The following is a 726-nucleotide window of genomic DNA, read 5'->3' as shown; positions in this document are numbered from 1 at the left end:
TTTATGTCTGGGCTAGACGCTTGATGCCGGATGCCAGTCGCAATCGTCGAGCTCCGAGCGTCTTGCGTTCAATCTCAAGTCCTTGACCGCCCAATCACACCGAACAGGACAGATACCGGCCGTTGAGCCGGAAAAGCGCGCGAATTTCGTATTCGGCGCCCAGCCCGCTGGCGGCGTCGCTGGCGTGCATGATGTAGGGATAACAGTGGGCCCAGGCGCAGGGCCTGACCAGTTGCTGATGTGAGCTGTCCGGGTTGTGTCTGCTGGTGGCGATAAAGGCATTCTGCTCCAGATTGAACAGAACGTAGCCCTGAAATTCTGCTTGGGCGGGCAGGCCCATTTCTTCCAGAAAATCGGACATCCAGCGGTGATGACTCTTCGTGTTCATAGTGGCTCTCATGCTTGCCCGGTGCGAGCTCGCAGGCGATGCGAGCCGCACATAATGTCTATGACAGTAAGTTACGTCAGGAGTTGCAGAGGGTGGATAGGCGTTGTTTGTCGTTTTGTCGCTTTCTTGTCATTTGTGTCGCCAGGGCGACAGCCTGGGGTGAAGCTGGATTATCGATAACTGTACATAAAGACAGTATTTTGTCATGCTTGTCCGACTGTGGATTCCCGGTATGTTGCTATGTCTGCCCTGCCTTTTTTCAGTGAACGCATTGCTGCGGGGTTCCCGTCTCCGGCTCAGGGGTATCTGGATGAACACCTGGACCTGAACCGGCTATG

1 protein-coding gene is annotated in these 726 nt (G+C 55.1%); it reads right to left on the bottom strand.

From position 1 onward, the window contains the following. Nucleotides 1–94 precede the first annotated feature (94 nt). Complete coding sequence (locus tag A3754_RS03935; protein WP_063518892.1) at nucleotides 95–388, bottom strand: hypothetical protein; 294 nt, start codon at nucleotides 386–388, stop codon at nucleotides 95–97. Nucleotides 389–726: the final 338 nt, after the last annotated feature.

The organism is Alcanivorax sp. HI0083, assembly GCF_001635175.1.
The sequence above is the reverse complement of the archived record's forward strand: the minus strand, read 5'-3'. Positions and strand labels throughout refer to the sequence as shown.